The organism is Candidatus Paceibacterota bacterium (assembly GCA_040905715.1).
Lineage (GTDB): Bacteria > Patescibacteriota > Minisyncoccia > Phycocordibacterales > CSBR16-193 > JBBDHZ01.
The window spans coordinates 324,774-350,606 of sequence record JBBDRA010000003.1 but is presented as its reverse complement, the minus strand read 5'-3'; the positions used below and the strand labels follow the sequence as shown (position 1 = coordinate 350,606).

The 25,833-nt window shown below is 47.4% G+C and carries 26 protein-coding genes; 3 read left to right on the top strand and 23 right to left on the bottom strand.

Translation table 11 applies throughout. The features are described 5' to 3' along the window. Positions 1-42: 42 nt before the first annotated feature. From msrA to uvrB, 7 genes are all read right to left on the bottom strand, one after another. On the bottom strand, positions 43-570 hold the full coding sequence (msrA, locus tag WD312_02870) for a peptide-methionine (S)-S-oxide reductase MsrA (GenBank protein MEX2564031.1): 528 nt from the start codon (positions 568-570) through the stop codon (positions 43-45). A 60-nt stretch (positions 571-630) separates the two neighbouring features. Then, positions 631-1,563 carry a hypothetical protein gene (locus WD312_02865; GenBank protein ID MEX2564030.1) on the bottom strand — a complete coding sequence of 311 codons (933 nt, stop codon included), beginning with the start codon at positions 1,561-1,563 and terminating at the stop codon, positions 631-633. Positions 1,564-1,778: 215 nt separating this feature from the next. Further along, complete coding sequence (locus tag WD312_02860) at positions 1,779-2,069, bottom strand: hypothetical protein (protein MEX2564029.1); 291 nt, start codon at positions 2,067-2,069, stop codon at positions 1,779-1,781. A gap of 415 nt (positions 2,070-2,484) precedes the next feature. Next, complete coding sequence (locus WD312_02855; GenBank protein ID MEX2564028.1) at positions 2,485-2,841, bottom strand: hypothetical protein; 357 nt, start codon at positions 2,839-2,841, stop codon at positions 2,485-2,487. A gap of 593 nt (positions 2,842-3,434) precedes the next feature. Beyond that, the gene (gene uvrA, locus WD312_02850; protein ID MEX2564027.1) at positions 3,435-6,242 is read right to left on the bottom strand and encodes an excinuclease ABC subunit UvrA; all 2,808 of its coding nucleotides are present in this window, start codon (positions 6,240-6,242) and stop codon (positions 3,435-3,437) included. 193 nt (positions 6,243-6,435) lie between these two features. Next, complete coding sequence (locus WD312_02845) at positions 6,436-6,840, bottom strand: response regulator (protein MEX2564026.1); 405 nt, start codon at positions 6,838-6,840, stop codon at positions 6,436-6,438. 106 nt (positions 6,841-6,946) lie between these two features. Beyond that, positions 6,947-8,968, bottom strand: coding sequence for an excinuclease ABC subunit UvrB (uvrB, locus tag WD312_02840; GenBank protein ID MEX2564025.1), 2,022 nt, complete (start codon positions 8,966-8,968; stop codon positions 6,947-6,949). 144 nt (positions 8,969-9,112) lie between these two features. Here uvrB and WD312_02835 point away from each other — a divergent pair, with 144 nt between their 5' ends. Then, positions 9,113-9,889, top strand: coding sequence for a TIGR00730 family Rossman fold protein (locus WD312_02835; GenBank protein MEX2564024.1), 777 nt, complete (start codon positions 9,113-9,115; stop codon positions 9,887-9,889). An 11-nt stretch (positions 9,890-9,900) separates the two neighbouring features. Continuing rightward, entirely contained in the window at positions 9,901-10,230 is a 330-nt protein-coding gene (locus WD312_02830) for a 4a-hydroxytetrahydrobiopterin dehydratase (protein MEX2564023.1), read from the top strand. A gap of 111 nt (positions 10,231-10,341) precedes the next feature. Here the strand turns inward: WD312_02830 and WD312_02825 are convergent, their stop codons facing one another. From WD312_02825 to WD312_02775, 11 genes are all read right to left on the bottom strand, one after another. After that, positions 10,342-10,758, bottom strand: coding sequence for a hypothetical protein (locus tag WD312_02825; protein MEX2564022.1), 417 nt, complete (start codon positions 10,756-10,758; stop codon positions 10,342-10,344). Positions 10,759-10,946: 188 nt separating this feature from the next. Next, complete coding sequence (locus tag WD312_02820) at positions 10,947-11,678, bottom strand: hypothetical protein (protein MEX2564021.1); 732 nt, start codon at positions 11,676-11,678, stop codon at positions 10,947-10,949. A 50-nt stretch (positions 11,679-11,728) separates the two neighbouring features. Then, on the bottom strand, positions 11,729-12,283 hold the full coding sequence (locus tag WD312_02815) for an L-threonylcarbamoyladenylate synthase (protein MEX2564020.1): 555 nt from the start codon (positions 12,281-12,283) through the stop codon (positions 11,729-11,731). 19 nt (positions 12,284-12,302) lie between these two features. Continuing rightward, entirely contained in the window at positions 12,303-13,379 is a 1,077-nt protein-coding gene (locus WD312_02810) for a mechanosensitive ion channel family protein (protein ID MEX2564019.1), read from the bottom strand. A gap of 95 nt (positions 13,380-13,474) precedes the next feature. Continuing rightward, positions 13,475-14,689: a cation:proton antiporter gene (locus WD312_02805; protein ID MEX2564018.1), complete on the bottom strand. Its 1,215-nt coding sequence runs from the start codon at positions 14,687-14,689 to the stop codon at positions 13,475-13,477. Positions 14,690-14,782: 93 nt separating this feature from the next. Then, the gene (locus tag WD312_02800) at positions 14,783-15,313 is read right to left on the bottom strand and encodes a cytidylate kinase family protein (protein MEX2564017.1); all 531 of its coding nucleotides are present in this window, start codon (positions 15,311-15,313) and stop codon (positions 14,783-14,785) included. Positions 15,314-15,447: 134 nt separating this feature from the next. Beyond that, the gene (locus tag WD312_02795) at positions 15,448-16,023 is read right to left on the bottom strand and encodes a hypothetical protein (GenBank protein ID MEX2564016.1); all 576 of its coding nucleotides are present in this window, start codon (positions 16,021-16,023) and stop codon (positions 15,448-15,450) included. A gap of 32 nt (positions 16,024-16,055) precedes the next feature. After that, the gene (locus tag WD312_02790) at positions 16,056-16,421 is read right to left on the bottom strand and encodes a hypothetical protein (GenBank protein MEX2564015.1); all 366 of its coding nucleotides are present in this window, start codon (positions 16,419-16,421) and stop codon (positions 16,056-16,058) included. Positions 16,422-16,476: 55 nt separating this feature from the next. Next, positions 16,477-17,184 carry a hypothetical protein gene (locus WD312_02785; protein MEX2564014.1) on the bottom strand — a complete coding sequence of 236 codons (708 nt, stop codon included), beginning with the start codon at positions 17,182-17,184 and terminating at the stop codon, positions 16,477-16,479. Between the two features lie 12 nt (positions 17,185-17,196). Then, the gene (locus WD312_02780) at positions 17,197-17,583 is read right to left on the bottom strand and encodes a rhodanese-like domain-containing protein (protein MEX2564013.1); all 387 of its coding nucleotides are present in this window, start codon (positions 17,581-17,583) and stop codon (positions 17,197-17,199) included. 90 nt (positions 17,584-17,673) lie between these two features. After that, on the bottom strand, positions 17,674-18,000 hold the full coding sequence (locus WD312_02775; protein ID MEX2564012.1) for a hypothetical protein: 327 nt from the start codon (positions 17,998-18,000) through the stop codon (positions 17,674-17,676). A 55-nt stretch (positions 18,001-18,055) separates the two neighbouring features. On the opposite strand from WD312_02775, the gene clpB reads away from it, so the two are divergent. Beyond that, on the top strand, positions 18,056-20,692 hold the full coding sequence (gene clpB, locus WD312_02770; GenBank protein ID MEX2564011.1) for an ATP-dependent chaperone ClpB: 2,637 nt from the start codon (positions 18,056-18,058) through the stop codon (positions 20,690-20,692). 78 nt (positions 20,693-20,770) lie between these two features. On the opposite strand, the gene WD312_02765 is transcribed toward clpB, so the two are convergent. From WD312_02765 to WD312_02745, 5 genes are read right to left on the bottom strand one after another with little or no spacing between them, the layout of a single operon-like run. Next, positions 20,771-21,076, bottom strand: a complete 306-nt coding sequence (locus WD312_02765) for a hypothetical protein (protein MEX2564010.1) — start codon at positions 21,074-21,076, stop codon at positions 20,771-20,773. 12 nt (positions 21,077-21,088) lie between these two features. Then, the gene (locus WD312_02760; GenBank protein ID MEX2564009.1) at positions 21,089-23,389 is read right to left on the bottom strand and encodes a hypothetical protein; all 2,301 of its coding nucleotides are present in this window, start codon (positions 23,387-23,389) and stop codon (positions 21,089-21,091) included. A gap of 28 nt (positions 23,390-23,417) precedes the next feature. Then, positions 23,418-24,125, bottom strand: a complete 708-nt coding sequence (locus WD312_02755) for an HAD-IB family hydrolase (protein MEX2564008.1) — start codon at positions 24,123-24,125, stop codon at positions 23,418-23,420. A 6-nt stretch (positions 24,126-24,131) separates the two neighbouring features. Next, on the bottom strand, positions 24,132-24,722 hold the full coding sequence (locus tag WD312_02750) for an HD domain-containing protein (protein ID MEX2564007.1): 591 nt from the start codon (positions 24,720-24,722) through the stop codon (positions 24,132-24,134). A gap of 38 nt (positions 24,723-24,760) precedes the next feature. Beyond that, positions 24,761-25,783, bottom strand: coding sequence for a glycosidase (locus WD312_02745; GenBank protein MEX2564006.1), 1,023 nt, complete (start codon positions 25,781-25,783; stop codon positions 24,761-24,763). Positions 25,784-25,833: the final 50 nt, after the last annotated feature.

Below are 25,833 nucleotides of genomic sequence, written 5' to 3'. Positions count from 1 at the left end.
CGCTTTTACTTTATAAAAACCAGCAGAAGCTATTGTAAGACGTTATTTTAATTTTTTAGAAAACAATTCCCTTACTTTCTCCACTTTTGGATTTATCACCAACTGACAGTAGGGTGCGTCACTATTGTTCTGATAATAGCCCTGATGATACTCCTCGGCCGGATAAAAGTTCTTGTAAGGCAGAATCTCGGTAGCGATCGGTGCATCATATACCGTTGAGCCCTCGAGAGCTTGCTTTGATTGCTCAGCAGCGCTTCTCTGCTCCTCAGTATGGTAGAAAATAGCCGCCTCGTACTGAGGCCCGATATCACTCCCTTGCCCGCCAACCTGCGTGGGGTCATGCGAGGTCCAAAATACTTCCAACAGATCTTCAAACGATATCTCGTCTGGATCATACTCTATCTGTACCGCCTCACGATGCCAGGTTACCCCCTCTGAAACCGTTTCGTATGACGGATCTTTCGTATCACCGCCTGAGTAGCCGGAGCGTACCAAATGGACACCTTTGAGCATCCGAAATACTGCGTCCTGACACCAAAAGCATCCACCTGCAAATGTTGCTTTTTCCATGCCTTTATTGTATCTCACAAGCGTCTAACCTTATAGTCAAATAATAACAAATACGTATGCTTACTCCAGGTGTCTCATATATTCAGCAAAAATTGCTTCAGGCAATACTTTTTTAAAGGAGTAGCAGACCAATTTAAATTGATCCATTCGTAACTTTCTTTTTTCTTCACTATCTGAAAATGCATTGGTATAAGAAAAACCGAGATTGACCATTTTTATCATTTCTTCTTCCAGATCAGGCTCTTCGTCTTTATTAAATCCGGAAACCTCTCTTTTTTCCTCCTCAGAAAGATTATGGTAATAAAGTGCCGGAGTAAAAATAAGATTCCATGCCTCAGACACATTCACATCGTGATCCTTCTCGTTTGCATTGATCAATTCCATAGCCACTTTATTCGTCATAAAGTAAGCTGTTGGATCTATTTTTTCAATATCTGAAGTAAAATTTTCGTCAATCAGTTCAGTTCCTACTTTTACATACTCCTGAATAAGCTTACCTCTCTTCTCTTTATCAGAAGAATTTTGGGCAAGTAAGCCGCCGTACATGACTTTTTGAATACCTTTCCTGACCGATGAATGGTCTTCTACACTTTCGATCATATTCGTACCGAATTTGCCAACGTCTCCTAGACTTTTGAGGACCTTCTCAATATCAGAACGATTTTCATACAATATCTCCGGGTCATTGACCCAGCCAATCTCGTCAAAGTAATCATCGAGTACATGAATTGCATGAACAAAATACGCCTTATTTTCTCGTTCTTGCTGATCAGTAGAAGTTAGCGCAGCTATAAAAGCCTCCGCCTCGACATCTTTTCTATCACGAAAGCACTCAGGTCGCACGCCGTAATTTTCAGAATCATTTAAAAATCTTTCCCTACCTCTCTTGACCGCTTCTAAGATCTCACCTTCTTTACCGAAAAAGTTTACGGTGGAGCGCTCTATCTTCGCCTCAACCTCATTCACTTCATGTCTCTCGTCAAAGTTTTCCATTCGCATATATTACCCTGCTAAAACAAAAACTCATAGTCATTATGGGTAAAGAACACGATTGAATCCGTCGACCGTGTTTGTGCACTGTGGGAATTTCGACCTTCTAACTAACTTTTTACGTAACTCTGGCAAATTCGTACATCGTCTGTCGGTAGGCAATATGGTAATAGATACGTTGTGTTAAACAGATTCAGTATGTTCTAAACCAATACACACTAACTCCCCCAGTTGGTAAAGACACCCACAGCCAGTTCGGCCCAAACCCAAAGAAATGCTGTGGCTGCAAATGCTAGTCCAACGATTCTATACTTTCCCAATTTTATCCAGGCTAAGTGCGCCCCAAGACCTGCCACAAAGAGAAGAACGCCCATGATCACAAAATCACCCGGCATCCAATTAAAGCCATTTCCGTCAACTCCCGAGCCGATCGTCAGTTGCAGCACAAGCGGTATAAGCAGAATAAGAATTACACCGAGCAGGATACGAAGTATGTTCTTTATTTTCATATTCAGTAGTATAGCAAGTTTTTGAAGTATAAGCTCAAGAAAACAGAGTCAACTGAACAAAAAACTGATTGTTGAAGTCTAGGATTGTTAAAAAAATAAAACCACCTTTCCGGCACGAGCGGGAGCCGAAAAGGTGGTCAGGAAGGAAGCTTGGGTTTAGGGGCTTACTATTCACTTTTTGCCCGGCCGGGGATCAGCCGACCGGTGCTTTGTCGTCAGATCCAACGGCTTACTGGCTGGATTTAGCCGGCGATTTTCAGCCACTGCGTTGTCTCCGGCGACTACCCCATCGTGCTTCCGCCTGTCTACCTCCATACTATATTACCTATCTGTTTTACACAAAAAGTCAGTAAAACCCCGCGACGCTGTTGCGTCCGGGGTTTGTAGTATTGGTTTAATGTGCCCAGAGCCGGAGTTATTCCGATGAGCTCAGATCGATCTTGAGCACCTCCGACGTGACATACAGGCGACGAGGTGAGTTCGGAACCCTCGCAAGAACGCGAGACCCCTCGCAAATAACCTTCGTGTCTGCCTTCAGTGAGTCGGGGTGCTTGCAGCCGATCAACTGCGTTTCTTGGCCCTCGGAAAATTCACCATTGCCGCCCTTCAGGTGAACGATGACCCCTTCCTGTGAATTGTTTCTAAGGACATCCAGTTCGTACCTGCTTCCGTCTTTGGCCTCTTCGCCTATGGTTTCCACTATCACTCGATCTCCTTCCTTGAGATCTTCGAGCTTCAGTACCACGCCATCTACAGTTTCGGTGTCAGGCATACCAGCTACTCCCTGTAAGAGGTGCGAATTACTATGATGCAACGTGCATCCATCCTAATCTAATAGTCACATACTCAAAGGGAGTTTTCAAGACCTTCTGCATAAAAGTAAACTGACGTATTTGCTCTCTGCTTTCGTCATCTGCAGTCACTTTTAGGCTACTGGAATCTCACTAATAAAAAAGCTGTTTAATACTGGTATCCACATACAAGAAAATAATTAATTCGAGTGCTGGCTGTACAGCGACCGCGCGCTAAGTTAAAATTTGTCTAGCTTTTGGCGGAGTACATTTCTGTCCAACAAGGGTCGATTAGATACCGACCTTGAAAGATCTTGTTGCTGAGCCAACCAGGTTATGCTGCTGGACGACAGGAGAAGGCCTGCAGGCCGCGGATAACCTGTGCCCACAGGTTATGGAGCAGACTGTGTGACTACCAAGTAGGCACAGACAATTCCATATGCCGCGGTCCTAGAAGTGGCGTCGCAACTATGGCTGCGTCCGGCCTAAACCCCAAAAGCTCACCCCGTCGCACTAAGCCGGCGGGGTTTTTTTTAGTATTCTATCGTTATTGAACGATACATTGTAAGTGAGATCAATTTTTCAGTGATCGTTTGAGATACTGTCCGGTGTGAGAGTTTTCTACTTCAGCCACTTCTTCCGGTGTGCCTTTAGCCACGATCGTTCCACCACCCTCTCCTCCTTCCGGTCCAATATCGATAACATAATCCGAGCTCTTAATAAGGTCCATGTTATGCTCGATCACCAGGACCGTATTCCCCTTCTCCACTAACTTCTGCAGGATCACGATCAGGTTTGCCACGTCCTCGTAATGCAGGCCGATGGTTGGCTCGTCGAGAATATACATGGTCTTTTGGGTGTGTTGTCGATACAACTCGGACGCTATCTTTACGCGCTGCGCCTCACCACCCGAAAGAGTGGTAGCAGATTGGCCGAGTTCTAAGTAGCCGAGGCCTACGTCGTTGAGTGAGCGAAGTCGATCAGATATCTGAGGAATATCATCAAAGAATTTCATGGACTCTTCCACGGTCATGTGAAGAACGTCGTGTATATTCTTTCCACGATACTCCACTTCGAGCGTCTCTTTCATAAAACGCTTGCCGTTACAGACATCACACGGTACATACACCGTTGGCAGGAAGTGCATCTCTACCGCAATGTAGCCGTTGCCTTGGCAGGTCTCACAGCGTCCGCCTTTTACGTTGAAACTGAACCGTCGGGGTTTCCAGCCGCGAGCTTTTGCCTCGGTTGTCTCAGCGAAAAGTTCCCGGATCGGTGTGAAAGCGCCGGTATAGGTTGCCGGATTTGATCGCGGTGTGCGACCTATCGGCGACTGGTCGATCATAACCGTTCGACCAAGATACTCCGTACCTTCTACTCGCTTGGCGTTGAAAGTCTCAGCACTACGGTGGCGCTTTTCGAGCCGAGCTTTGAGGTTCTTGTAGAGGATCTCATAGACGAACGTGGACTTGCCGGAGCCGGACACACCGGTGACCGTGATAAGTTTATTGAGTGGAATGTCTACGCTTAGGTTCTTAATATTAAAAGCTTTACCTCCACGGATCTGAATAGCACCCTTCTGGGCAGTCCGGCGCTTGTCCGGCAATTCAACTTTCTTTTCTCCACGAAGATATTGCAAGGTCAGCGACTTTTTAACGAGCTGCTTGTTGTCTAGGTCGGGCACAAGAAGATTCTCAAGATAACCGGATGCTACGATCTGGCCGCCGTGCACGCCTGCGCCCGGCCCGATGTCAACCAAGTAGTCGCTCGAGAATATCGTATCTTCGTCGTGTTCTACAACAATTATCGTGTTTCCTACATCACGCAGGTTTTTGAGCGTGTTCACCAGTCGCTCATTGTCGCGCGGATGTAGGCCGATAGTCGGCTCATCAAGCACATATAGAGCACCTACAAGTTTGGAGCCCAGCTGAGTGGCTAGCCGGATGCGTTGTGCCTCCCCGCCGGAAAGTGTCTTAGCACTTCGGTTGAGTGTGAGATAGCCGATACCGACATCCATCATGAACTGAAGACGGTCTTCGATCTCCCGAAATACGACCGACGAGATCTTTTCTTCTCGTTTGGTCAGGGTCATGGCTTCTAGAAACGCTTTTGCGTCTGTATTTGACTGGTCGGTAAATTCAACAATACTCTTTCCGCCAATGGTGACGTTAAGCGCCTCCTTTCTCAGCCGAGCACCGTTACAGACAGGACAGGTCTCGTTTGAGAAAAAGAACCGAGTGCCCAGACCGTTACACTCCGGACATGCTCCGTACGGAGAGTTGAATGAAAACAACCGCGGCTCGACTTCCGGAAATGAATAACCGTCATACGGACAGACGTATTTCGAAGACATCATAAATTCTTCTAACACTCCGGCACCTTCGCTGCGCGCCCCGGCACTGTCACGGAACACTATCCGCACAAGCCCCTCAGTCTCATTCAAGGCCCCTTCGAGCGCTTCCGAAAGTCGCTCTTCTGCTTCTTTGAGATCTGCTTTCTCCTCGTCGGTCTTTCCCTCAGTAAAATCAGTGATATTGATCTGATCGATCAAAAGATCAATGTCGTGGCGCTTATTCTTGTCGAGAATGATCTGTTCACGTAGATCCTTGATCTCCCCATCCACCCGTACTTTGCTGTACCCTTTGTTCAACAGATCGTACAGCATCTGGTAGTACTCCCCTTTTCTCCCACGCACGACCGGCGCATAGATCTCAACATAGACCGGCAGGCTTAGTTTGCTTTCGTTTTTCTGAATCGCGCTGTTTTTTTCCTCCACGCGATCAATAATGAGCTCCTTGATCTCGTTGTGAGAAAGTTTCTCGATCTCACGCCCGCACTCAAGACAGTGCGGCTTGCCGATACGGGCATACAGTACACGCAAGTAGTCATAGATCTCGGTGATCGTCGCCACAGTAGAGCGTGGGTTTGAAGAGCGAGACTTCTGATCGATCGAAATGGCCGGTGAAAGACCGGCGATCTCATCTACATCCGGTTTTTGCATTTGCTGAAGAAACTGCCGGGCGTAGCTCGAAAGCGACTCAATGTACCGACGCTGTCCTTCGGCAAAAATAGTATCAAATGCAAGCGATGATTTGCCGGAACCGGAGAGACCGGTGAATACCACCAACTGGTTTCGTGGAATAGTTAGCGTCACATTCTGAAGGTTGTGTGTCCGTGCTCCGCGCACCGTAATATTTTCCTCACCCAACTCGCCAGGTTTAAGCTCATGATGTACTTTTGCGAGTTTGTTTGCTACACCCTGCTTAGTAGGGTTTTTCTTACCAGCTTTGTTAGCTGCTCCGGCACTCTTTTTTGAGTTTTTTTTATTGCTCGTGGGCACAGTCTTCTTTTTATTCTCTTTTTTATTATTGACGTTTGTCATAAAGCTCGTCTGTTATGAAAAAATATGGGGCGGAAATGCAAAATGCCCCGTAGAAATTCACTCGGGGTTATTATCATACACGACTGACAGTAAGAGTCTAGGATACACATTCTAAACAGGCCCTCATTCTCATTTTGAGAGAGGCTATAAATATGCAGCAAGATCAGGCCGTTCCTTTACTCCCGTCTATTTTCTATGCTGATTGTTTTTCCTTGAGAAGTTTCGTTATCTCATCAACTACACCATTAAGATCGATAGTAGCCTTTACGAGAAACTTATCGGCTCCAAGCTTGTATCCTTTGTCGATATCTTCCTGTTGACCAAGATTAGAGAATAGAATAACCGGCACATCTTTCAGCTCTTCCTTTTGTTTCATCTGCTTAAGCACTTCGTATCCATCCATTCCGGGAAGGAGAATATCGAGAAGAAGGACGTCAGGCTTCCTTTCGTCTAGTTGCTTCACCGCGTCTTCACCACTGGCAGCAAATTCAAGATTTGCACCCTGGTCTTTAAGCTTCTTGGCTATCATTTCGCTCAGGAAATTGTCGTCTTCTACCCACATTACTGTAACGCCTTCAAGTTTGTTTGAATCTGCCATAATTGATACGTGTATTTAATGTGTTTATTGTAATGAGCTTAAGCAGAAAATGCAAATTAGCTATGCACATGTGGGCCGGTAGATTGCTGTGTTTGTACTTTTACGCTTACTTGTTTTCGTTTTGCATTTTCTCTGTAAGCTTCTTTATCTCGTCTCGAAGAATTGCCGCCGTCTCAAAATCCAGGATCTTTACCGCTGAATTCATCTGCTTCTCCTTCTCTTTTATCAGCTGCTTGAGCGTTTTGTCAGACTGCTGATCAATCAATAACTCACGATCAACGACCTTGTCATGCTCGCTCCGCATCTGATCCGTAATGTCGTGGATCTGTTTCTTGATCGTCTGAGGTGTGATGTTGTGCTTTTTGTTATACGCCAGCTGAATTTTTCGGCGGCGATCTGTCTCACTGATCGCTGAATTCATTGCTTTGGTCATCTTGTCAGCATAGAGTACAACAGCACCCTCAACATTACGAGCGGCCCGACCGATGATCTGGATCAACGATGTCTCAGAGCGCAAAAAGCCTTCTTTGTCCGCATCAAGTATACCGATGAACGTTACCTCAGGCAGGTCGAGACCCTCACGGAGTAAGTTCACACCGACCAAGCAATCGAACTCCCCGCGACGAAAAGCAGTGAGGATATCGATACGCTCGATCGTCTTGATATCGCTGTGCACATACTGAGTCTCTACACCCCGCTCCTTTAGATACTCGGTCAGATCCTCGGCCATACGCTTGGTCAGCGTGGTTGCGATGACCCGACCGCCTTTTGCAATAGCTTTTTCAGCCCGATCAATAAAATCATTGATCTGGCTTTGCAGGGTCTCGGTTTCAGTGACCGGATGCACCTCGATCTTCGGATCAACCAGACCGGTTGGCCGGATAATCTGCTCCGCTACTTTCTTGCTGTGTTCGTATTCATATGCGGAGGGTGTTGCTGAAGTATATATACGCTGACCGACAGTCTGCTCAAATTCATCAAAAGTTAATGGACGGTTATCCTTGGCGCTAGGCAAACGAAAACCATGCTCGACCAGTGTCTCTTTTCTTGAACGATCACCGCCATACATACCGCCTATCTGCGGGACGGTTACGTGCGACTCATCTATGATCGTTAAAAACTGCGGATTCCCTTGATCATCATGCGGAAAATACGAAAGTAGCGTGTGTGGCGCCTCGCCAGCAGTGCGCCCGTCAAAGTGTCGGGAGTAATTCTCGATACCCTGGCAATACCCTATCTCCCGGATCATCGCGATGTCATAGTTGGTGCGGCGCTTAAGCCGCTCTGCTTCGAGTAATTTTCCTTGTCGCTTAAATTTCGCCAGCTGCTCTTCGAGCTCGTCTTTGATCTGCTTCACTGCCCGCTCTTTCTCGTCCTTTGGTGTGACAAAGTGCTGAGCCGGGAACAAATAAAACACCTGCTCTTCACTTATGATGCTTCGCGTTGTGGCATCAACCTTTTGTATCCGTTCGATTCGATCGCCCACAAGCTCGATCCGGTAAATGATCCGCTCGTTGACCGGCATTACCTCGACAGTAGTACCGATAGCCCGAAAGCGTCCCGGCTCAAGATCGGCATTTGTGCGCTCGAAATATATATCAACAAAACCGTTGATCAGCTGACGTCTGGTGATCTCCACCCCAACTTCAACACGCTTGTGGACCTTCTCGTATTCCTCAGGGCTACCTAAGCCGTATATACAAGAAACTGATGCAACAATAATGACATCAGAGCGAGTGAGGAGCGCTTGAGTGGACGCATGGCGAAGACGATCGATCTCTGCGTTGATCTGTGCCTCCTTTTCAATATACGTGTCGCTCGACGGCATATACGCTTCCGGCTGATAATAGTCATAATAAGAAACAAAGTAATGTACAGCATTCTCCGGAAAAAACTCTCGATATTCCTGGGCAAGCTGAGCTGCCAGTGTTTTGTTGTGAGCAATAACCAGTGTTGGCATACCCGCATTTGCTATAACATTGGCCATGGTGAAGGTTTTGCCGGAGCCGGTCACTCCAAGCAGGGTTTGATGATCGAGGTTATCTAAAACTCCTTGTGAGAGCTCCTCGATTGCCTTGGGTTGATCGCCAGCCGGCTTGTATTCACTGCGTAGCTTGAACTTTTCCATAAGCGAAACTATACCACATCAGGTTGACTCTCTACAGATACCTCTATAGCTTGTCTTTAAAAAAGTTTTGGATCAATCAAAATATCGGGTTGCAATATACACCTGCGACAACTACAATAAAGACATACGATTAATATTTTCTCCATGTCCGATACGAACCAAGAGCCTAACGCAACAAAAAATACAATTGAACCAGGAGTGGACACCACACTTGGTGAGACTGCGACAGATCAAGAAAAACTTAGTTTCACATCGCTTCTTTTTGAGAACATAGCGCCAGACGAACAGCATCGACTCTCCTTAATACTCGACGAATTCATTCGCGGTTTTCGTTTTTTGCAGCAACAGAAGAAACGATCGGTCTCGTTCTTTGGCTCTGCTCGCACCGATGAGACCGCCCCGGACTATCTAAGTGCACAAGAGCTAGCGACTCGAATAGTTACAGAACTCGATTATTCTATCGTCACCGGCGGAGGACCCGGCATCATGGAAGCGGCAAACCGTGGTGCCTGTGACGCAGATGGCACATCTCTTGGTTTGACCATCCAGCTACCCAAGGAACAATCCACAAACCCGTACGTAAAAGAATCTGTTGATTTTCACTACTTTTTTGTACGCAAAGTATTACTGGCCTTCTCAGCAGAAGCATATGTCTTCTTCCCCGGCGGATTCGGCACTATGGATGAGCTTTTTGAACTCATAACCCTTATTCAGACCAAGAAGATCAAGCAAGTTCCTATTTTCTTGGTTGATCACGGCTACTGGGAAAACCTCGATAAATTTATTCGAGAGAATCTTCTTGAAAGAAAAACGATCAGCCCCGAGGATATGAATATTGTCACGATCACTGATGATATGGACCAAATAATTGAGACCATCAAAAACAATCCTCTCGAGCGAGGATCCGAGATAGACGCCTAAGCACTATCACTATGAACGATCTCACCAACAAACACTGCGTGCCGTGCGAAGGTGATGTACCCCCTCTTTCACGACAAGCAGCTGAGCAACAACTATCGTGTGTTTCCGGATGGCAGCTGAATGGTGAAGCAACAGCTATCACCAAGACCGTTACCCGCAGTGACTTTTCCGATGCTCTGACACTTGTTAATGCCATTGGCGAGATCGCTGAAAAGGAAGGACATCATCCGGATATCTTGATCCACGATTATAAGAACGTAACTATTACCCTCTCCACGCACTCTATCGGCGGACTCTCCGAGAACGACTTTATACTAGCAACCAAGATCGACGGGCTTTAAGTGCTATCTTCAATAACATCTCTACTAGAGAAGTACGCCAAAATAAAAAAAGACCGCACCAGGGTTGCTGGTGCGGTTTATTTTCTGACCCTCTTCTGCAGAGATCAATTGTTAGTCGTGAGAGGCCGGCGACGGAGCGAGTTCCACAATGAAGTTATGGCAGAGAGCCAACTCGTTGCCCTCGTCCTCGTCTTCTTCCCACCACTTGCGGCGAGATACTGACTCCTCGCGCCGAAGAATACGCAGATCCATCGGCTCGACCTCGCCTTTCCGAAGATGTCGCGGTGGCGTGTGAATCGTGCGAAAGACCACGAATTCGTTCTTGCGCTTGCGGCTCCCTTTCTTCGAGAAAACCGGCAAAACCGCCTCCCAGACCCCCTCTCGTTCTAGCTCCTTGAAAGGAACCCTCCCAAGGACGTCGCCCGGGGCGGGAATCCTGGTAAGAGAATGAATTGCTTCATCCTCGAACACATCGTCATCCCGGCCTTGAGCAACCGTCCCGCTAACAGAAGTGCTGGTGGATGTCATATGACATGCCCTCATAAGATGTACATCCCGGAAACCGCCGGGCCGGCTGTGCTTGTCCATAAGCACAATCCATGAACACGAATTCCAAAATTAATGCTACTCCCACCATTTGATTTGTCAACGGTTACTGACATAAAACATGCCACTATCCACGTGGCATGTTTTTAAAAGCTATGATGCAAGTAAAATTAGAGCTTTGCTTCTCTAAAGACCAGGAATCGAATCTCGTAGTCCTCTTCACTTATCTTAGTTCCATCTGACATTTCAGGTGACACCTCAAGGATCTGCAAGATATACATCCCAACTGTTTCCTGCTCATCATCAGTAGAGAGTGTTACCTCTTGCGCCTCTTCATCCTCCGGTGCAAGTGTCACTCGAGCAGTAAGCCCGCCCTCGGGCCGGGCGTCATCTACTATTTCCTCGAGCGTAAGCTCAGCTTCACCAACTGAACCGGTCTCTCCTACACTGAGCGTAAGATTTGTTTGACCGACACCTCCCCAAAGCTCATTACGGATCTCGCTTGGTCCGGTTTGGGATAGAGATTCGCGGTCCAACTCCTCACCATCCTCTCCGTACGCTTGAGCATACACAGCCATCAGTGGCAGTGGTGCTGATGGTATCTGCAAGCGCCACTGAGTGACTCCTTCGGCAGTCTCTGTCTCTGTCTGTGTTGCTTCACCGATAAGTATGTCCTCACTTGTCGTGGCGGTACCTGTTGCGTTTGTATCATTTACAACACCATAGATCGATACTGACGCCACGTCTCCGCGGGTTTCAACAACGAGATCAGACTCTTCGACCTCAAAAGAAACGATCTGCGCGTCTTGCGAAGCCGGCGTTGAGCTTACCGACCAGTAAATAAGACCTCCTATAACAACAAGTAGCGCGATTATAAACAGTACAACTCCTATTTGTCTCATATGATTTTTGATTATTCTTTTATAAATACGTTTATATTTCTTCGGGTACACTATTCTCGCAATACAGTACACGAAGCACTCTCAAGCGAGATTACCGTAGATGGTTTTGTATCACATACGCCACCGTCAACATAATAGTCAACGCTATTGCCAAAGTATCTCCTTGCATCTTCTGCCGTAGTGGCCGGAGGCGAGCCCTGCGGATTGGCGCTTGGAGCAATGATTGGCCTAACTTCGGCAACGATACTTTGAATAACAGGATCAGCGGTCAACCGGAATCCGATCGAGAGCGAGCCTCGATGAAGCCAATCCAGTGTTTCACCTTCTCTCAAAACAGATAGGACAAGCGTCACCGGACCCGGCCACATTGTGTCACATACACCTCGTTGATATGAGTTAAGTATTACCCCAAACCCGGCAAGCTGTTCAAGCTTGTCAATTAACACTATACAAGGTTTTGTCGAACTACGCCTCTTACAGTGATAGACCCGCTCAACTGCGTCTTTGTTACGCGCACAAGCAGTGATCCCGTAAACAGTATCGGTAGGAACAACACATACCCCGCCCATGGACAAGACCTGTATCACCTGTTCAAGACCCTGCATATTGAACTGCCTACTTCTTCTACGAGGCGGGCTGATTTACCAGGTGAACCGTTCGAGTTGGAAACGCGATCTCAATACCCTTTTCCTCAAATTGGCGCTTGATCTCAGTGATAAGTGAGTGTTGCGTCGCCAGATGATCAGCAAACACATCTGTTTCAGAGTAAAAGACGACTTCAAAATCAATTGCTGATTCACCGAATGTAACAGCGTTGACCCGATCAAGCCGTGCTCCTGATCGCTCGTTAATGATCGAGGTTATAAGCTTCTTCACCTGGTCAAGATCCTCCGGGGCAGTAGCATAGGTGACACCGATCGGTATCTCGCCACGCCACTCTTTCATGCCGCGATAATTGTGGATCTGAGCATTTGTAAGTTCGCGGTTCGATAGAATTATCTCCTCTCCTTGCAGTGATCTCAAGCGAGTTGTCTTGATACCGATGTTCTCGACTGTTCCTAGCTTATCTCCTACCGCAATGAAGTCACCTACCTCAAACGGTTTATCAAAGTAGATCGAAAACGAACTAAAAAGGTCACCCAGGATATTTTGTAACGCAAGCGCTATAGCGATACCACCGACACCGAGCCCGGTAATGAGAGCTGTAATGTCCACGCCGAAATTCGAAAGTATAAATAGTCCACCGAGAGCCCAGAGTATCGTTTTTACAACCTTACTGAGTAACGATATCATCGAATGAGCCTGCCCGTCGCTTGTTCCAAGCTGTTTTGAAACAACAAATTCAACTACGATACCGGCTGCTCGAACGACCTGATAAACAATTGCCACTACAAATATTACGGTCGCAATATCCCAGACCAGAGGTGATACGGTCAAAAAAAGCAGGGCGATGAAAGCAGCTGCTATCGTATAGAACCAGCCGGTCACACTTTGCAACAGTTTGACCAAAAGATCGTCGAGATCGGTACAGGTTCGGCTGCACAGTATTTCCAGGCGCCAGAGAACAGCGTGATGAAACATCCGAAAGATGGCGAAGAAAAGAAAGAATACCACAAAAGCTATTACATACTCATTCCCCGTATTACCCCACAATGAATGGGTTTGAAGCGTTTCGATCACATACTGATTAAGTCTATCCATACTTGTATTCTTTATTAGATATCTTTGTAGTTACTTTTCTGGGCGATATGTGCATACTATCACGGCAGACAAACCCTGAGAACACTGAATAGCTTCTATACCGTAGGTTCTGCGATCTGATCCGGATCCTGGGTCTTGGCAAGATACTGCTCCCACAATTTACTTCGCTCCGCGGCAAGGGCGTTCAGCAACAGCGGACTCACGATAGTGGTTACAATACTCAAGGTAATAAGACCGGTCACAAGCGACGGAGTAAGCAGGCCGAGTTCGATGCCTATGGTTATCACGGCCAGGGTTGTGGTGAGTTGTGGAATGGTGGCACTCGCGACCAAGGTTGCATCAATACCCTTCTCTCCTATGGCTCGGGCAGCAAGCCAGCCGCTACCGAACTTTGCAATGATCGAACCTGTCACGATCAACGCTGTTAAGGCGAGTGCTCGCCCGGCCTCAAAAAATACTGATACGTCCGTGCGGGCGCCGGTAATAACAAAAAAAACAGGGATGAACACTCCGTAGCTAACCGCCCGAAGCTTCTCCTTGAAGTAATCACCTTTAATTGTATCTGAGAGTATCAGGCCGGCGAAGAAACCGGCTATGATCGGATGAAGCCCCAATAGCTCAAAGATAATAACCGTGCCGATCATCAGCGTAAGCACCATGCGCAACTGTTGCTGAAATATATCGGCCTTATCAACATATCGTTGGGTCATGAGTGTTTCTATCTTCGGTACAACCCAGCGGAGTAAGAACAGTGAGCTAAATAAGATGAGATAGAACAGCGGTAGCGGCAGGCTGGAGATTGGATCAACAGCCTGAAAAACGATCGAAAGAACAGCCAAAGAAAGAACATCCTGAAGTACCGCCGAAGGTACAATAAGGTGCCCCATCCGATTATTAATAAGCCCTACTTGAGTGAGGGTCGGAACAACCACTGACAGTGACGAGGAAATGAAGATGATGCCGACCAAAAGCGCTGCCTGAATACTAAAACCCAGAAAGACAGTGAGTCCCACACCTACTACGAATGGAATAAACGAGTTTACAAGACTGAAAAATATAACCCGAGTCCGCATTCCTCGTACCGGCGTTATTTTTGTCTCGATACCGGCCATGAACATCAGGAATACAAGGCCGATCTGACCGATAAAACTCAGGGTTTCGTCCAACTCTATGAAACCCGCCGCATGAGGACCGATAACAACTCCGGCGAGCAAGAGTGCGATTACCCACGGCAAATTAAAGCGACGAAATACTTCCGAGAAAAAAACGCCGGCAAGCAATATAAGAAAGAATGGTAGAAATTGTTCCATTTGGTTGTGCACAGGAGCGTCTGTAACTTTAAACAGCAACACGAAAAGTGCTACGCTAATTATAGCATTGATACCTCACAAGGGTGTTGACGACTATGTGGAATGTAACTCTGAAAGCTTCTTCGCAATAGAATCCACCGTACTTGATACGCTCACTTTTGTCGTATCCAGAACCAGGTCAAAGTTGGCTTCATCGTCAAATTGTTCAATACCGTAATAATCACGAAACCGAGCCCGAATAGAATCTTCCCGATGTGCAGTTTTTTGATCAGCTTCGCTGCGTGAGATCTTGTCCCGTCCGGCAACCCGGGAAACTCGTGTGTGACGATCACACACGAGCAGCACTTTGAATGAGTCCGGAATAAAATACCACGCAAGTCGACTCTCAACCACAATATCATCTTTACTCTTCCCTATTGTTGCTATTTCATCATCTACAGCACGGTCGTACTTTTCGTCGCTACGACAGAGATCCTCAAACTCATGGAGATCCATTCCGTATTCAGCAGCCTTCGCACGAAAAATGCCGCCGCTTGAGATAAATTCATACTCAAGCACGCTCGCAAGTTTTTTTCCGGTTGTGCTCGTTCCTGTACCGGCTAGTCCGCAGATCGTGATCTTCATAATTGTTTATACGTTACTGATCATTCTACCGCCACTCCACACCATATGAAATTATGGGGTAACGGATAAACCGGAAAACAACAATGCCTCCTGTCTGCGCAAACAAACAGGAGGCATGTGCCGTACATCCAGTACTACTCTGCTGATGCTTCAAACGTTGAAAACACTGTTGAGCCATCTACCTCTACTAACGAATCGCTGATGTGACTAAACTCACCATCTCCGTTGTCTTCATAGAGTGTTACAAAGTAGGTTCCACCTGCCTCAGTCCCTCGTAGCAATCGTATAGTGAGATCTGAGTGAGAACCTTGCTCAACGCGCTTAGCACCAAGCACGTTACCCATGGAACCGTTCACGCCCTCGCGAACAGCTACCCATGTTGTTCTATCAACCTCTACATTTGATACAACCACTTCATTGCCGGCACTCTGATCATTCGCGGATACGGATACATCCTCTGATCCAGACGTGTTCGATGAACTGTTGTTATTTAGTGAGGATCGATCAGGTAGATCGTTGTCTTCTTCACCGCTCGTATCGTCAGTATCATCTTCCATTACCTGCTCAGTGTCATCGGTTGTATCAATATCATTCGATGTACCATCGTTTCCTTGATACCAACCGGCAGTAATGAGTACTCCGATCAAAAAACCGATGAGCAGCATCACCACGGCGATAATGATCTGCTGTTTTTGTGACTGATTCTGCATAGTATTTATATTATATTTTATGTTATCTATTCTTAGCGGTCCCAAAATGTTCGTAAGTGATCGCGCCAAAGGCTCAGCGCGACTACAGAGAAACCGCCGAGAAGCATCATAATAATCCAAAGAACAAGACCAACCATCGGGTTCATGCTGGTCATCAGGAAAACAAGCGCTACTGCAACGTGGAAAACGACGAACAGCGCAAAGTAAACATATACAAAGCTACCAAAGACACGACCCGCGCGATATCGTTCCAGAAACCCTTTTCGCGGTCTTTCTGCGAGTGAATCTTGACCAGCAGGATTTTGACCGGCTTGAGGTTCAGGTTCAATCGACTCATACGATCGCCCGGACATATCTTGCTGCGCTTGCGTTATATGATCATTTTCCTGTTCATTCATACTGCGACAGTATACAACATTTACTCTAAAAAAGTAAAACGTTTACTAGCTTCACCTACTCCCGATGAAATTCAAAGCTTTTGATGATCTCTTCCTGTATCTCTCGCTGGTCATTATCAACTGACCCCGATCGAATAACCCGGTCCCCGGTAAGCGGATCACACTGCTCGCTTGAAACAACCTCCCCATCTGAAATACACTCTACTTCTAGATCAGCGATATCGGCTCGCGCCCAGATAAATCCGTACGGCTCCCAGCTCTCCGGCACATCTTCAAACCGAACGAGTGTTGCCCATGACGTTCCATCATCAAGCACATAATCAAAGGCCTCGGCAGGCTGTGTATTAAACAACATACCTGACTGCTCTTGTTCTCCGGCCACCCCTTCAGTTGGAACTCCGCTGGGAAACACTGAGACATTAGCCACTTCATTGTGATGATCAAACGGTGCTGATACATCGGCATCCTCAGGGAATATATTGATCGCAGGCGATATCATACCGGTCTCAGAAATGTTGTCGTCGGTAGGGGCGTGCGAGGCAACCGTCCAATCTGACGGATGCGAGATAGAAAAATCATACTCGTCACTTGTGTATGTCTGCCAATCGCTCGTGTCAACACCCTCATCCACTACGTCATCAACAGGAGACATTTGATCATCACCAGAAAAAACGATCATGGCAAGCACAAGAACCCCTAAGCCAATTGCCACAAGCACTGTTACTACAACCCATACAAGAGAAAACGTAGGATGTTCATTCATATAGAGCGTGTTTTATTGATCTGAATCTTTTGATAATTGCTCAGCAACTTCTTCTGCATCTGATCCCTCAAACAGGTAACCCCCGCGTGCCCAGTCTCGCAAACCTCCTTCAAAATCAACGACAGCATGGTACCCCGCCTCGATCAGTTTACGGGCGACATCGGTACTCAGACCACAGGCAAAACTTGCACAGTAGATAACTAATTCACTTTCCTTGTTAGGGACCTTTGCTTCGATCTCAGAAATAAAATTATCATCATGGGCATCTATTGAGATCGCTCCCGGTATGTGCGCTCGCTCAAACGAGTGCTCGCCAAGAACATCGATAAGTACAAAGTCACTCTCGTGATCGATCTTCTCTTTTAACTCATCTCGTGAAATTGTTTCGAATTCATTCATATACTATCTATTGTAAACTATAATAACCTAAGAAAAAACCGCACGGCATAAAACCGGGCGGTATAGCGAAGAGTGACCATTATATACAGGTCAAACATCAGCGGTGTCTTTGGGCTCCCTGCTTAGGCCTGTGTCTCGGACCAACTGATCGTTTGAGTACTGTTTCCAGACGCGGACATAGATGTCCGACTGGGTGATGGATGTAACCTCCTCGCGTGTGCACTCGTAAAGCTTTGGTCGGTACCCACGAGGGCCAACGATGTCCTCACGAGTTCGATCGTCTCCCAGAAGGTTCGCGATCAAGGAATTGCCGTGACTGCCGATCGGTTCGACGAACCATTGTTTGATCTTGCGTGGCATCTCGCACCCTTTCGAGATCTGTTTTATAAGAACGAACAACAACGATGGATTGAGCATATTATATCTCGGCAATGTTGACAAGTGTGGTATAATACTTTATGTCTATAATAGTATGACTATCAATCCGGAACAGTACACCCAGCGAACACAAGAAGCGCTCCAAAGCGCTATTGAGCTCGCCACAGCTCACGGCAACCCGCAGATCGAGGCAGTGCATTTACTTAATGCTCTGCTTCAGCAAGGAGCAGAGCACGGTGACACCATCTTCTCACCACTCATTCGAGAAGCCGGTGGCTCCCCTGAAACACTTCACAAGCAGGTTACAAACGAGGTCGAAAAACTTCCCGTACTCAAGCAGGTGGAGCAACCGCGACTCTCCCGCGATACTGCAACTATTCTTGAGCAGGCACAGAAGGAGATGACCGGCCTCAACGATTCGTATGTCTCGACCGAACACGCCCTACTCGCCATACTTAGTACAGATACGCCTGCTAAGAAACTGCTTGAAGAGACAGGCATTACGTATGAAACCATTATTAGCAAGCTAGAAAACGTACGTGGCTCTATGAACATCAAAGATCAAAACCCGGAAAGCAAATACAATGTCCTGGAACAGTACGGTCAGGATCTAACCGCGCTTGCCGATAGCGGAAAGTTGGATCCGGTCATCGGTCGAGACGAAGAGATTCGACGCGTCATGCAGGTACTCGCCCGCCGTACCAAAAATAACCCGGTGCTAATCGGTGACCCGGGTGTTGGTAAAACCGCCATCGTTGAGGGGCTAGCTCAACGGATCGTCTCCGGCGACGTGCCTGATTCTATCAAGAATAAAAAAGTAATGAGCTTGCAGATCGGCTCACTTTTAGCCGGTGCAAAATACCGCGGTGAGTTTGAAGAGCGTATGCGCTCGGTACTCGAGGAAGTAGAGAAAGCAGAAGGTAAGATCATTCTCTTTATTGACGAGCTACACACGATCGTCGGCGCCGGTTCAGCTGAAGGCGCAGTCGACGCTGCAAACATGATCAAACCGATGCTCGCTCGTGGCACGCTACACATGATCGGCGCCACCACGCTAAGCGAGTATCGCGAGCACATCGAGAAAGACCAAGCACTGGAACGCCGCTACCAACCTGTCTTTGTTGATGAACCAACCATAGAAAATACCGTGGCGATCCTGCGCGGACTTAAAGAAAAGTACGAAGTACATCACGGGGTTCATATTACCGACCCTGCACTGGTTGCCGCAGCAAAGCTTTCTGCCCGCTACATCCCTTCCCGATTTCTTCCGGATAAAGCGGTTGACCTCATAGATGAAGCAACCTCTACCCTTAAAATGGAAGTGGAAAGCATGCCGACAGAGCTTGACCAGCTCAAACGACGCATAACGCAACTCGAGATCGAACGCGAGGCTCTTAAAAAAGAGAAAGACAAACAAAGCAAAGACCGTCTCGAGCAAGTATCGAAGGACCTGGCAGATCTAAATGAATCGTTTAACGCTAAACAAGCTGAATGGAAACGAGAGAAAGACATGATTGAGAATACACGTGAGGTTTCTGCAAAAATAGACGAATTAAAGGCGGAGCAAGAGCGCGAAGAGCGCGCCGGTAATTACGAACGTGTAGCCGAAATACAGTACAGCGAAATACCTCAGCTCGAAAAGAAGGTTAAGGAGGCACAAAGCGCACTAGCTGATATTCCGAAGGGCCAGCGCGTTCTTCGCGAGGAAGTGACCGAAGAAGATATTGCCCGCGTTGTATCGAGATGGACCGGCATCCCGTCTACTCGAATGCTTGAAACTGAGGCAGACAAGCTATCACACCTGGAAGACGAGCTGGCTAAGCGAGTTGTTGGTCAGAAGGAAGCGGTGGAACGGGTGGCAAAGGCTGTTCGGCGGTCCCGAGCCGGACTGAAGGCTACCGCAAAGCCGATCGGATCGTTCATGTTCCTCGGGCCGACCGGTGTCGGAAAGACTGAGCTAGCCCGAGCACTTGCTGAATTTCTTTTTGATGATGAGAACGCAATGGTGCGAATAGACATGTCCGAGTACATGGAACGGTTTGCAACATCCCGTCTCGTCGGCGCTCCTCCCGGCTATGTTGGGTACGAAGAAGGCGGACAATTGACCGAACCGGTTCGACGACGACCGTATCAGGTAGTACTTCTCGACGAAATAGAGAAGGCTCATCCTGACGTATTTAATATGCTCTTGCAGGTACTTGACGACGGACGCCTGACGGACGGACAAGGTCGTACCGTAGACTTTTCAAACACGATCATCATTATGACCTCGAACGTTGGGAGTGATCTTATTACCGGCGGTGAATTTAAAGACGAAGAGAAACTCCGCGAAAGCGTTATGGGCGTGGTACACCAAACCTTCCGCCCCGAGTTTCTTAACCGCCTCGACAGTATTACGCTTTTCCATCGTCTAACCGAAGAGAACCTCGACGAGATCGTCGAGATACAACTTACCGACCTTCAGGAAACACTGCGCCAAGAAAAGAACATCGAGCTTGAGATAACCGATGAGGTAAAGAAAATGCTCACGAGTACCGGCTACGACCCCGCCTTCGGTGCGCGTCCGCTCAAGCGCGTTATCCAAGACACGCTCATGGACGAACTTTCGACTCAGATCATTGAAAATACGATTCAAGACGGCGACTCGATCGTGGCAAAATTAAAGGGTGAATCAATAGTGTTCGAAAAAGGTAAACCCACTACTAAAAAGACTGCCCGAAAAACACCTTAAAACAGATAATAAATGGCTCACAAGCAATGTGAGCCATTTATTTTACTTATAGTTAACCGGTTTTGCATCATTGACCCTTTATGAAAGGCCGATCGTTTTTGAAACTTGTTTAAACTCCTGTACTGTCTTGGTAATTGCTCGGGCAACCACCTGTTTGTTTTTTGAGACAAGTTGCTCAAAATACGCGCTTACCTCTTCGTCACTCCCACTCTCCATGAGTTTTTTGAGTTTCTCTGCTGACTCAGTATCAAGCTCGTCTAGAAGTTCGGCGGTAACACGATGCTCGACCAGGTCTTCGAGCTCTGCTACGAGCTGTTGCTGCTGTTCTGGAGTGCATTTCTCAAGATCGAGTTCCTTCTTAATGGTGTCGGGAATTATGTTCATATGATCAATGGTTTAAGCGGCTTTTGAGTACCCGGCGTATGGATCGGTAGATGTGGATGGTTCTTGATCCTCCTGATCTGATCTACTTTCACTAGAAGATCCTGCGTCGTCAATTGGCGCACGGAATCGCCTCTCAGACTCAGAACGATCAGCGGATTCATTAGCATTTGAACGAGTTTCCGGCTCAATTGTCGCACTCCCTTCACTTTCTTGTACCCCTTCTTGCTTCCACGCAGGTGCATGCAACTCAGCCGGACCGGGATCATAATCTGATGCCGAAGCCTGCCGGGTCTCCAAAACTTCACCGCTCGTGCTATCAACAACATAGAACACATACATCTGACCATCGTAGCGTTGCGCCTGCTCGATGTGTGTATCCGGATCTCCCGTCTCGAACTGCGGCCCGACCACTACCTCAGAGGCATTGCCTGAATGCACGACCACGTTGCCGTCATCGAGTACGTCAACACGCTTCAGTTGCTCCCCGGTCTCACTATCAACAAGCATAAGCTTCGTTGCGTCGCTATTCGAATACATTTTTACCTGCTCAACATGCGCCTTTCCGTCGACAAGATCGTCAGCATACGCCCCTTGAACAACTTCTGAATTCGGATCAGACAGCACAACCGGATCGCCGTTCTCGTAGCCGTACGCACGCCCCGCCTGCCATTCGACCCGATCAGAAAGACCAACCTCGCCAAGATCTTCTTTATGCGTTTCCGGCGCAGATACCGAGCTATCGTGTTGTTTCTCGTCAGAGCTCTCCGCCGGCGCTTCTTCTGATGTATCAGAATCGGTAAAATCCAACGGAAAGTCCACAACCGCCTCCTTTGTAATACGACCATCTTCACTGTTTACAATTTGCAGTGTAGAAGTTCCATTTTCATTATGAACTATTTTTACATGTGTTTCAGAGTCGCCAGTATCAAAAAATGTAGCTCCTTTCCCGGGTTCCTCTGTTACAAGCCTTTGCAAACGCTCTCCATTGCTGCTATCCACCTCATACAGAACATCCTTTCCCGTCTCTTCATCTTCCACCAACTCTACGTGGGTACTATCGCTTGTTTCTACATTCGTTACTACCTCCGCGCTTTCTGACGATCGCACTATTTGCTCGGTACCACCACTCTCTTTCTCATCACTTTCTACTGCTCCACCACTTTCCCCTCCTTCACTTCCATCACTCCCACGCGACCCTGTACCAATAGTGTACTCCGGCGCCTCAGGCCTCCAGGCATACGGATCGTATTCCTCTTCCTCACCCTCATCTTTTTGAACCTCATCAGGAGGTAAACTTTCTCCCTCAGGTCCACCGATAACCTCGATCTCTTCGGGTTCTGTCATCTGGATTCTGCCATTGTCGGAATCTGTAGATCGTTCTCCCGCTTGTGATCCGCGTTGTGTTTCACCAACAGGATCAGTGCCCGCATCGGCAACCGGTTCAGTTTCAGTGCCTTGCTCAACTGATTCAGGCTCTTTCCCATCTGCCATCCCTGTTCCATCCATTTCCATAGAATCAAACCCTTCCGATCCTGTAGCCCGCAGCGCCAAGGCGATCAGTGGAAAATACTTGTATGCCGCTATTGCGACCGTCGGAAGCGTTACTCCGATAGCAAGCACAGCTGATACCTTCGCCCGATCCGACATCTCACCCCATTTTCTCTTCAGTCGGTTGTGTATACTCTCCTTCTTCAATTGCAAAAACGTAGACATCATATCTACCAGGCTCTTCACCTCCGCACTACTCACTTCAGGACCGCTTTCACCTGCTGTAGGCTCACCCTCAGAAACCCCGGACGAGTCTTGACCACTTGTATTCACTTTCTCTGAATCAAAAGCGGCTCGCCATTCGTCTGCTTCTTTTTGATCGCTTGATGCCGGTTCAGCATTTGGCATACCCACTTCAGCCTGCCACTGAGTCTGATCTCCATCGTTCACACCTTGACCTGCACTGACCTGCTCACTCTTCATCGACTCTCTCGGAGCCTTGTATACGGAGTCTATTGTGTGGATAGCAGGATCCACAACCATATTTAAACTTCCCTCACCTCCCTCTATTTCGATCTTTCCATCTGAATCTATACTCACTACTTTTTTAGGTTCATCAAAAAAACCATTGACCTCAACCAGGTCACCGACAGCAATATTTTTGACTTGCTCAGCCTGAGTTTCAGTATTTATATCAGACCCGCTTTCCTTTTCCTTTGCTTGCTCACTCAAAGAACTGTCTTCATCGTGCTTTACTTCACGATGCCGGTCAGCCTCCAAGCCATATACATCTGTGTGGTCGTCTTGATCGGTAGGTGTAGACATAAACTCCGCCATTGCTTTCTATTATACACTAGAAATTTTCATGCACCTCGTAGATAACATCCTTTCTTTCCACAACCACTCGCCAATCGTTTATCTTCGCATATCGGTACAAACCGCTATTAGGATTGAAAGCGATCGGGTGAGTCACGAGTTCAAGAAATGGCATGTCGTCTTCTGTATCGCCGACACCGTAGGAACCTTCCAGGGTCAACCCTTCTTTCTCAACTGCCCGCTTCACAATATTTGCCTTGTTCGCTATCAGATGTTCATCGACCACTTTGCCGGTAAACCGATCACCCGGGCCAAGCTCGTAAAATCGACCGTAGACTTTGTCGAAACCGAAACTGTCACAAAACTTGTCTAGCACCCCTTTGGGAGATTGTGAGATCGCTAATAAATAAAAGTCCTCACTTTTAAGCTGGGCAATAAGATCACGGGTAAAGCGATACACTCGAGAACGATGCCGATCGACCATGTCACTTGCGATCTCATCAAACTCAAGGAATGGAACACCCTTAATGTGCTTTAAAAAAGAACGCACAACAGCGTTGATGTACGCTTCATACCCACTCGTTCGATCGAGCCAACCGGCCCGCTCTTTACGATACAGCTCGCGCGCTTCCTGTGGAAACAGTCCGCGATCGATCAAATTCTCAACAAGCTCTATCAATAAACTCGAACGAAAAATAGTCCCGTCGATATCAAACACCGCAACTTTTTTCTTAGTTCTCTCCATAGAAACCTATAAGCTTCTCGTCGCTATTGCTTCTTGAAATTGAATATTTAACTCTCTGAATTTGTCGACAAGTTCGTTCTCGACCCTATCCGCAACAATGGCAAGCACTTGATCAAAATACCAAATACGCTCTTCCGGCGCAGAATTGAATATCTTCCATGTATTTTTACCCTCTCTCTCGATGAGTGATATAAATGACTCGAGATTGTGGATCTTGTCGGCGGCAGCAACCATAACCGAACCACTCGGAGCTGTTCTCAGGTTCTCCATGTACTTCTCCTTGATCTCACGCCACGGCAATTGCTCAGAGACATCTTTGTTTGGATCTTTGGGTTCCGTCACTCCTTTGACAATGTCGGTTATCGTATCACCAAACTCCACTCTCATGTCTTGCTCAAAATAGCCAGCAACATCTTCGAGTACATCGTGCAGTAGACCAGCGCAGATAATATCTTCATCACTCGTGTACTGCGCCAGGATCATTGCGACCGCGACCGGATGGGCAATATATGGAGTACTTCCATCCTTGCGATACTGACCGTCGTGAAGGGTTGTCGCACGCTCTAAAGCCAATTTTATCTTTGAGGTAAATATCATACGTTCATTATAGCACACGGCATCTATGGCTTTTTAGATCAGGACGTGTGTATTTCAAGCGCATCAAGAACGGCAGTGATCGGTGCGGTGGCAAGTGCGCAATACGTATCCGCGGCGCCGTAGTACATATACAGATCACCGCCGCGAATAAACGCACCGGTCGGAAATACAACGTCAGCAACATCACCGGTCGTCTCATATGCTTCCCGCGGTTCGAGAACATGCTCCCGAGTTCGCGATATGATCTGAGAGGGATCGTTGATATCAAGCAATGCGGCTTTTGCCGCGTACATACGTTTGACTCCGGAATGATTTGTCACATGGTGGTACAGAAGCAGCCAGCCCTGCTCAGTTCTGATCGGCGGAGCACCGGCACCGATCTTCTCATCTGTGTCATGCGTTGGCTCCATAACCACCGAGTGATCGAACCACGTGATCAGATCTTTTGAATATGAGATCCAGATACTTGGTTTTTCCGGAAGACCATCTATTGGCACCGGTACGTTGGCCGCGGCATTTTGACCGGACTCCCGGTACCATTCTTTTGACCAACGATGCGGACGATGAAGCAATACATAACAATCGTTTATTTTTTCCGGAAAAAGAAGTGTGTCTTTGTTATCCGAGTAGTCCGGCGTTATAAGACCTTGGTGCGAGTAATACGAAAAGTCTGTTGTAGAGACCAGGTTAACCTGTGCCAGAAGCGGATCTGTGCGCATTGCGCTTTCTGTTTCTTTTACCGGCTGAGAGATCGCGGTGTAGGTTATAAAGACCGTGTCGTCAATACGAGTCATACGCGGATCTTCTGTGCCCCAACGATCGTCCGCGGTTGACGGCGCGAGCCAGGGCTCGCTTGAGCGCTTAAACGAGATGCCGTCTGTACTTGTCGCGAGTCCGAGTCGAGAAATATAATTTTCATCATCTCCGATCGCTCGGTAGAGCATATAGATCGTACCGTTCAATTCAGTAACAGCCGGATTGAACACTGCGCGCGACTCCCACGAATGAGAAGGATCCGGAGCAAGGATCGGATTTTGATCTGAGCGTGTAAATAGTTCCATACGAGTATATCCAAATAGTAACATGTCCCGGCATCAAATACTGAAACACT

Coding starts and splice junctions, on each gene's coding strand:
- msrA (MEX2564031.1), bottom strand. CDS start 570: ATGGAAAAAGCAACATTTGCAGGTGGATGCTTTTGGTGTCAGGACGCA.
- WD312_02865 (MEX2564030.1), bottom strand. CDS start 1,563: ATGGAAAACTTTGACGAGAGACATGAAGTGAATGAGGTTGAGGCGAAG.
- WD312_02860 (MEX2564029.1), bottom strand. CDS start 2,069: ATGAAAATAAAGAACATACTTCGTATCCTGCTCGGTGTAATTCTTATT.
- WD312_02855 (MEX2564028.1), bottom strand. CDS start 2,841: ATGCCTGACACCGAAACTGTAGATGGCGTGGTACTGAAGCTCGAAGAT.
- uvrA (MEX2564027.1), bottom strand. CDS start 6,242: ATGACAAACGTCAATAATAAAAAAGAGAATAAAAAGAAGACTGTGCCC.
- WD312_02845 (MEX2564026.1), bottom strand. CDS start 6,840: ATGGCAGATTCAAACAAACTTGAAGGCGTTACAGTAATGTGGGTAGAA.
- uvrB (MEX2564025.1), bottom strand. CDS start 8,968: ATGGAAAAGTTCAAGCTACGCAGTGAATACAAGCCGGCTGGCGATCAA.
- WD312_02835 (MEX2564024.1), top strand. CDS start 9,113: ATGTCCGATACGAACCAAGAGCCTAACGCAACAAAAAATACAATTGAA.
- WD312_02830 (MEX2564023.1), top strand. CDS start 9,901: ATGAACGATCTCACCAACAAACACTGCGTGCCGTGCGAAGGTGATGTA.
- WD312_02825 (MEX2564022.1), bottom strand. CDS start 10,758: ATGACATCCACCAGCACTTCTGTTAGCGGGACGGTTGCTCAAGGCCGG.
- WD312_02820 (MEX2564021.1), bottom strand. CDS start 11,678: ATGAGACAAATAGGAGTTGTACTGTTTATAATCGCGCTACTTGTTGTT.
- WD312_02815 (MEX2564020.1), bottom strand. CDS start 12,283: ATGCAGGGTCTTGAACAGGTGATACAGGTCTTGTCCATGGGCGGGGTA.
- WD312_02810 (MEX2564019.1), bottom strand. CDS start 13,379: ATGGATAGACTTAATCAGTATGTGATCGAAACGCTTCAAACCCATTCA.
- WD312_02805 (MEX2564018.1), bottom strand. CDS start 14,689: ATGGAACAATTTCTACCATTCTTTCTTATATTGCTTGCCGGCGTTTTT.
- WD312_02800 (MEX2564017.1), bottom strand. CDS start 15,313: ATGAAGATCACGATCTGCGGACTAGCCGGTACAGGAACGAGCACAACC.
- WD312_02795 (MEX2564016.1), bottom strand. CDS start 16,023: ATGCAGAATCAGTCACAAAAACAGCAGATCATTATCGCCGTGGTGATG.
- WD312_02790 (MEX2564015.1), bottom strand. CDS start 16,421: ATGAATGAACAGGAAAATGATCATATAACGCAAGCGCAGCAAGATATG.
- WD312_02785 (MEX2564014.1), bottom strand. CDS start 17,184: ATGAATGAACATCCTACGTTTTCTCTTGTATGGGTTGTAGTAACAGTG.
- WD312_02780 (MEX2564013.1), bottom strand. CDS start 17,583: ATGAATGAATTCGAAACAATTTCACGAGATGAGTTAAAAGAGAAGATC.
- WD312_02775 (MEX2564012.1), bottom strand. CDS start 18,000: ATGCTCAATCCATCGTTGTTGTTCGTTCTTATAAAACAGATCTCGAAA.
- clpB (MEX2564011.1), top strand. CDS start 18,056: ATGACTATCAATCCGGAACAGTACACCCAGCGAACACAAGAAGCGCTC.
- WD312_02765 (MEX2564010.1), bottom strand. CDS start 21,076: ATGAACATAATTCCCGACACCATTAAGAAGGAACTCGATCTTGAGAAA.
- WD312_02760 (MEX2564009.1), bottom strand. CDS start 23,389: ATGTCTACACCTACCGATCAAGACGACCACACAGATGTATATGGCTTG.
- WD312_02755 (MEX2564008.1), bottom strand. CDS start 24,125: ATGGAGAGAACTAAGAAAAAAGTTGCGGTGTTTGATATCGACGGGACT.
- WD312_02750 (MEX2564007.1), bottom strand. CDS start 24,722: ATGATATTTACCTCAAAGATAAAATTGGCTTTAGAGCGTGCGACAACC.
- WD312_02745 (MEX2564006.1), bottom strand. CDS start 25,783: ATGGAACTATTTACACGCTCAGATCAAAATCCGATCCTTGCTCCGGAT.